Here is an 8,002-nt window from a genome sequence, read left to right as displayed (position 1 = left end):
TGCTGGACCTCAGTGGCGTATCGAACGCCCAACTGGAAACGGGCATCCGGTTGAACAGTTTGGCGACGGGCACCTATGTGGTATGCCTGAGGACCGAGAGCAATGCCGTGCTGACCAAAAAGATAGTGGTGAATTAAATCCCTATAATTTTACAATACTAAAAGAGCCCTGAGTTTTTCAGGGCTTTTTTATTCATTTTTAAATCCAAGTAAACGTATTTTGTCGAAGAAATTTGCATTTTGTGGATTTTTTTTCTACGTTTGTTGCTAATAATGCCCCCCAAGCTATTATAATACTTAATTAACTATGAAGGTTTTCTCTCATTTTTTGAGTGTGTTGTGTTTTATTGGTTTCAATGCGTTCGCCCAAACACCTGCCAACGACGATTTTGTAAATGCAGAGGTTATACCGCACACTACAAATTGGTGTTCGTCCAATTCACCTTTCACTACAATTAATGCCACCCCCGATGGCACCAAGGGTTCAGCATGGCGAAATGGACCAAATTATAACGTTTGGTATAAATTCCAAGCTACCACAACGCAGGTAAATGCCGAGATTAGCACCGGAGGTTCATCAGGGAGTTTACGCTATCCTTATTTGGGACTTTGGGACGATAATGGCACAGAAATAGCGAGTACGACATATTACAGTTCAAGAGGAAGTATCAACGTTCAGTCCAAGAATTTAATCGTTGGAAACTGGTATTATATTTCTGTAGACAATCATTCATCGACTAGCTATCGAGGTTCCTTTACGTTATGCGTGGAGGATGAAGTGGATTTTGATTATATGGAAAAAGCCCATGAGGTACCGCACACCTCAAATTGGTGTTCGGCAGATGGTGAATTCAGTACAATAAATGCTACCCCTGATGGTGTAAAAGGCTCAACTTGGCGAAATGGCCCAAATTATAACGTTTGGTTTAAATTTCAGGCGACCACAACAGAAGTTAATGCGTCTATAAATACAGGAGGGTCTACGGGAAGTTTACGTTACCCTTTTCTCGCACTTTGGGACGCTGTCGGAACGGAGATTACAAGTTCGACGTATTACAGTTCAACCGGTACCATTAACGTTCAGTCTGATAATTTAACCATTGGAAATTGGTATTATATATCGGTTGATAATCATTCTAGTTCAAATTACAGGGGGTCTTTTACACTTTGCGTTGACGATACTGTAAATAACGATTTTAAAAATAAAGCCATTGAGTTGCCACATACTTCAGACTGGTGCTCGGCCGATGCCGAATATACCACGATAAATGCTTCGGCAGATCAAGCTAAGGGAAGTACATGGAATAATGGCCCCAATTATAATGTTTGGTACAAATTTCAAGCCACGACAACCGAGGTCAATGCTCAAATAAATATTGGGGGCAGTTCTGGCAGTCTGCGTTATCCTTTTCTAGCCCTTTGGGAGGACAGCGGTGCAGAAATAGCCAGCTCGAGATATTATAGTTCAACAGGAACGATAAATGTGCAATCGGATAATTTAACCGTTGGCAATTGGTATTATATATCGGTTGACAATCATTCTAACTCAAACTACAGAGGCTCGTTTACGCTTTGTGTTGATGACGAGGTTAACAACGATTTTAAAGACAAGGCCATTGAATTGCCGCATACATCAAGTTGGTGTTCGGCCGATGCTGAATACACCACGATAAATGCTTCGGCAGATGAGACTAAAGCAAGCACATGGAATAATGGGCCTAATTACAATTTATGGTATAAATTCCAGGCTACCTCAACCGAGGTGAAAGCCGAAATACATATTGGCGGTTCGTCTGGAAGCCTGCGCTACCCATTTATGGCACTTTGGGACGATAACGGCACAGAACTTATGAGCTCGGCTTATTACAGTTCAACAGGAAACATAAACGTGCAATCCAGTAGCTTAACGGTTGGAGAGTGGTATTATGTTTCGGTCGATAACCATTCCAGTTCTAGTTACCGAGGAAGTTTTGCATTGTGTTTGTACGACGAAGTAGATTATGATTTTTATGAAGGCGCCATAGATGTTACGAGTATTATTAATAGTTGCTCGCAAAATCAGGAGTACACGACTAGAGGTGCATCGGCAGACCGTAACAAAGGTTCTAATTGGAATAACAACGGCCCGAAAACAAACCGTTGGTTTAAGTTTACAGCACCTGCTTCTGGCGAGATTAATGTTACCGTAGATATAGGAGGCGGTAAGGGCACTCAAAAAACGACGCAAATGGCACTATGGGCCGCTGATGGAACTACCGAGATTGCCACTAAAAGATATGCTTACAATACCGAAGATGTGGTTATGGGAGCCAATGGGTTAACTCCAGGAGATACTTATTATATTTCTGTTGATGCTTATCATTCAGGGTACAGTGGTGCGTTTACCTTATGCCTGCAAGACCAATTGGATTACGATTTTTATGAAGGAGCCATAGATGTTACGAGCATTATCAATAATTGCTCACAGAACGAAGAATACACTACCATAGGCGCATCGGCCGACCGCGACAAAGGGTCTAACTGGAACAACAATGGGCCGAAGACTAACCGTTGGTTTCAGTTTACGGCACCTGCTACCGGCGAGATTAGTATTACTGTGGATATAGGAGGAGATAAAGGTACTCAAAAAACGACACAAGTGGCTTTATGGGCTTCCGATGGCATCACAGAAATTAATAGTAAAAGATATGCTTACAATACTGAAGATGTGGTAATGGGAGCCAATGGACTAACACCGGGAGATATTTATTATTTTTCCGTTGATGCTTACCATTCGGGGTACAGCGGATCCTTTACTTTATGCATCCAAGACCAATTGAATTATGATTATTATGAAGGTGCCAGAGATATTACAAGTATTATAAACAGTTGTTCGGAAGATGCAGAATTTACAACTGTGGGAGCCTCGCCAGACCGAAATAAGGGTTCTAATTGGAACAATAATGGCCCAAAAAACAATAGATGGTTTAAGTTTACAGCACCAGCCACTGGGCAAATTGAAGTAACTATTGATGTTGGCGCAGAAAAAGGTACCCAAAAAACCACCCAAATAGCGCTTTGGGAAACCGACGGACTCACCGAACTGAGTAGTAATAGGTATGTTTCCAATACTGATGATGTTATTTTGGGTTATACATCATTAACGCCCGGTGAGGTATATTACGTTTCGGTTGATGTTTATAACTCCAGTTACGATGGGTCTTTCACCCTATGCGTAAAAGATAGGATAAGCTATGATTTTTACGAAGGCGCCATCGACATCACAAACCTTATAAACTCTTGTTCGGAAGATGCTATTTACGATACCACAGGAGCCACACCCGACAAGGTAGCAGGCTCCAGTTGGAACAATAATGGACCAAAATATAACCGTTGGTTTAAGTTTACGGCACCAGAAACAGGACAAATTAGCATTACCGTTGATGTTGATGGAACCAAAGGAACCCAACGAAGATCCCAAGTGGCCATGTGGGAAGGTGGCGGAACGGTTGAAGTGGATAGTAAAAGGTATGCATCCAACAATGATGATGTGGTAGTTTCTGGTTTTAATTTAATTCCAGGAGCAACTTATTATGTTTCTGTAGATACTTATCCGGGTAATACGGGTACGTTTTCACTATGTGTGGAGAATACTTTTGTTGATTTTAATGGAACAGACTATTATGTTGATTTTGGTGATAATCACGACTTATCTCGTAGTTTTTCCCTAGAAGCTTGGGTGCTACAAAAGTCTACAAGTGCCAAAGCTACAATTATGTCGAAAGGTGATGTTACATTGGGAGCGTTTAGGGGCTATCATTTCACATTGGAAAATGGGTATCCTAGTTTGATATGGTATAATAATTCAGGCATACCGGTATTAACTATTACCTCGACAAACCAAATTGAGAATAATAAATGGTACCACGTAGCAGCAACATACACAAGAAATACGGTGTCTCTATACGTTGATGGCGTGTTGGTGGCTACAAGTGTAAGTGCCTCAGCGCCTTCAAATAATAGTTACAGTTTTTTATTAGGAGCTAGTTATGATAGCAGTACACCAAATACACCCAAGTATTGTTTTGATGGGTATATAGATGAAGTCCGTATTTGGAATGTGGCTCTTAGCAAACAACAGATAAGGCAAATGATGAACCAGGAAATTGTTCAAAGCGGAACAGGGATTCGTGGGAAATTAATAGCTTCTAATATTTCAAATAATTTGCTTTGGGCGAACTTAAAAGGGTACTATCCGATGGCTAACAATGCCGCTGCCGATTTTTCAAGTAATAATATCAACGGGTATTCAAAAAATAATCGTGCTTCAGTTCAAGAACAAACAGCACCGCTGCCTTATGTAACAAGCGCCGATGGACCATGGACATCAAGCTCTACTTGGCTTCATGGCGATGTTTGGAATATTTCAAATTTAGGAGATGATAATGAATGGGGAATTGTTCAAATAAAAAACAACATTTCCATTGATTACGATATCAATACCATGGGGCTTTTTATTGATTCGGGTAAAACCTTAACGGTAAACGGAACACGCCAGGTAAAGAACGAATGGTATTTTGAGCTCAACGGAACTTTAGATTTAATGGAAGATTCGCAGCTTATCCAAACCATAAATAGCAACTTGGTAACATCGGCAACAGGTAAATTGCTTAGGAGGCAAGAGGGTACTGCAAGTCCGTTTTGGTACAATTACTGGTCTGCACCAATTGGTACAATGGCCGCTACCTCACTTACAGATGATAATGCCTCTATTAATAACCCAAATAACACATCCTATAAACTGAATATGCTTAAGAACGAATCAGGTTTCGATATGTCGTTTACTTCTAATTATTCAGGCAATGGAAGTATAAGTACGGCTTGGTTATATACTTTTAAAAATGGTGTGACCTATTGGGATTGGAAAGCTGTGTCTCCCACTTTGCCATTAAGCCCAGGAGTGGGTTACACACAAAAAGGAACAGGTAGCCCGGGCAGCGAGCAACAATATATCTTTGAAGGTAAACCCAATAATGGTGCTGTTTTTATTGATGTTGTAGATAAGGGTGGTGCCGGTTCTGTGCCCAACAAAACAAAAACCGAATATTTAGTAGGGAATCCTTATGCCTCGGCTTTAGATCTTCATCAGTTTATTGACGATAACGCGGGTGTAATAGATGGAACCATTCATTTGTGGCAACAATGGGCAGGAAACTCACATTATTTAAATGAGTACCAAGGCGGCTATGCTCAAGTCAATAAGCTTGGTGGTTGTAGGGCTTATCAATTTGTTGGCATAGAAGGTGGTATAGATAATTCTAAATACGGAGCCATTGTGCCTACCCGTTACATTGCTGTAGGGCAGGGGTTTGTTGTTGAAGTCGTTGCAGATGGCCAAATAGAGTTCAATAATGGGCAGCGGGTGTTTATAAAAGAAGTAGATGCCAACGGGACTTACAATCAGGGGTCTATCTTTTCGAAGTCTACCAAAGCAAGTAAATCTTCAAAAGAAAAAATTGAGAAAAGTGATATGCAGAAAATCCGTTTGGAATTCAATTCAGTAACAGGTCCAAAAACCAGAAGAGAACTTTTACTTGGGTTTAGTAATTATACCAAAGACGATTTTGATTTTGGATATGATGCCAAATGTACAGAATCAAACAATAACGACCTTAATTTGGCGCTTGATGGAAAAAATATGATCATGCAGGCCTATAGCCCTATTACCGAAGACAAGGTTATTCCGCTTAATTTTAAATCGTCTGGTAAAAACAGTTTTGAAATAAAAATATCCGAAAAAATAAATATGCCAGAAGATCAGCCTATTTATATAAAAGATAATTTAACCGGTGAGTATTTCGACCTTTCTCAAGATGGAACTTACCAGTTTAGCTCAGAACCGGGTGTGTTCAACAGCCGATTTGAAATTGTGTTCCAACACGAGCAACAGGCCTTGAGTACCGAAGAGGCTGCGGTTTCAGGAAATTTTGTTTATTACCAAAACAGTAGCAGAACGTTTTACGCGAAAAAACTAAGCAGTACGGCAAAACATTTCGCGTTGATAAATATGCGCGGACAAAATGTTCTTGAATTAAAAGACGTTACACCTGCAGAATTAGCGCAAGGTATTCGGTTTGATAATGTTGCTACTGGCACTTATGTGGTATGCATTAAAACTGAAAATAATGAATTGATAACCAAGAAGGTAGTGGTTAATTAACGGTTAAAAATAGTACTTGGTCTATACTACGTTGATTTTAAAGTAAATATTATAGTTTTAAACGAATAAAATATGTAAAAACCTGACAATGAGTTAATTTTGTTCGTCCCAAATCTATCTATTATGAAAACAAAATTATTTTTTCACCTACTCGTGGTATGCCTTGTTTTTAATTTAGGTAATGCTCAAAATTCACCGATAAAGGTGAGGGTTAAATGGCCTAAACAGTCTTACGAACATAAAGTTGAAATTTATAATACGGCTAACGATTTATTACTTACCCTTTGCGACGATTCGCAGTGTTACACTTCAAGTCAAGTTACTTCTACAGATCGGTATAGTGTAAAGTACGATTTAGGGTGTGTTCCTAATGGTACAAATTACTACGTTAAATTATACGATGTCGCCAACAACGGTTGGGACGGCGGAAGCGTAAAAGTAGAGGTGAATGGTGTGCAAGTGGTCAACGACAATGGGGCTGGAGCAACAACTTCTGGCCAAATCATTTACTTCGATGTGTCGGGAGGAGATTCCACCTGTAACAACATTCCTGATTTAGATCAGGATGGTGTTGGAGATTACTTGGATTACGATGATGATGGTGATGGCATACCCGATGCCATTGAAAACTTAGGGGAAAATAGATTTGAATGCACACTCCCACCTTTAAATTTTGAAAACGGATACTATGATAGTTCTGTAAGTACAGGAGCAGAAGGGACTGTTGGTGCCGTGTATAGGTTTGGAAACACTATTACAGGGTATGATGTTCTTATGGAAATTACAGAACTCACCAATACAACCATTGCGAATATTGATGATGATACTACGGGTAATGTGCCCTATTTACAAACTACACTTACTTTCTCCGGAACGGGAACTCCAGGAGCTACTTTTAAATTTACCATTGTAGATTCAGGTACCGCCACGCCTTCTACAAATATTTTTAGGGTGAATGGTATTACTTGGGATTGCGACGGTACTTCAAGTTTGTTGGAGTCGGTTATTTATTATAATCCTGCGGCTTATGGTATTGATAACCCTTCAGATTTAACCGTTACGGATTTAGGTTCGAATAACATTGAAATGACTTCTGGAGATACCACGGTAAACGGGTTTTCTACATTATCCTGGTTAAGAGCGTATTATCAGTTTATAGGGAATTCGTTTACCATGAGAATGCAAGCTATAAAAACATATTCTGGTTCTTCAACAAGGCAGTATGCCATGTCGTTCACACAATGCGAATTTTTAGATTTCAACGCCAATTCTCTAACTATAGTTACGGGTGAAGATTTTGATAACGACGGGGTATACAATCACTTAGATATTGATAGTGATAACGACGGTATTCCTGATAACGTTGAAGGGCAAACAACCTTAGGCTATATTGCGCCATCTGGAGTTGTAGCTTCTACAGGAATAGATGTTGTTTATGGTAGTGGGATAGATGTTGTCTTTACAGATTGGGATTTAATGCCCGATTTTCTGGATTTAGATAGCGATGATGATGGTTTATTAGATATCGAAGAAAATGGTATGGCAGATGAAATCATAGTGTTTTCAGACACCGATAACGATGGTTTGGATATTCTTTTTGAGGGCTCGACCCCTTATGATCCAAATGACCCAAATGATGAGATTGATAACCCCACAGATTTGTCGGTTTTACCCGATGCCGACGGCGATTTGTTCACTGGCGGTGATTTGGACTACCGCGACCTTTTCGATGTGAACCCGCCGTCGTCTGCGACGATCGATTTCGACGGAGTTGACGATTACCTGGACAGCGACCTGGACCTTG

2 protein-coding genes and 1 pseudogene are annotated in these 8,002 nt (G+C 40.1%); all 3 read left to right on the top strand.

What is annotated here, in order from left to right; genetic code table 11:
- The first annotated feature begins 2 nt into the window (after nucleotides 1-2).
- Complete coding sequence (locus tag HC176_RS20380) at nucleotides 3-137, top strand: T9SS type A sorting domain-containing protein (RefSeq protein ID WP_209309731.1); 135 nt, start codon at nucleotides 3-5, stop codon at nucleotides 135-137.
- Nucleotides 138-306: 169 nt separating this feature from the next.
- A complete protein-coding gene (locus HC176_RS15340) occupies nucleotides 307-6,198 on the top strand; it encodes a LamG domain-containing protein (RefSeq protein WP_167919844.1) in 5,892 nt (1,963 codons plus the stop codon).
- A 123-nt stretch (nucleotides 6,199-6,321) separates the two neighbouring features.
- Nucleotides 6,322-8,002, top strand: a pseudogene (locus tag HC176_RS15335) (hypothetical protein); the annotation flags it as partial.

Source organism: Tamlana crocina, assembly GCF_012037625.1.
This window is presented reverse-complemented; position numbering and strand designations above follow the sequence as displayed.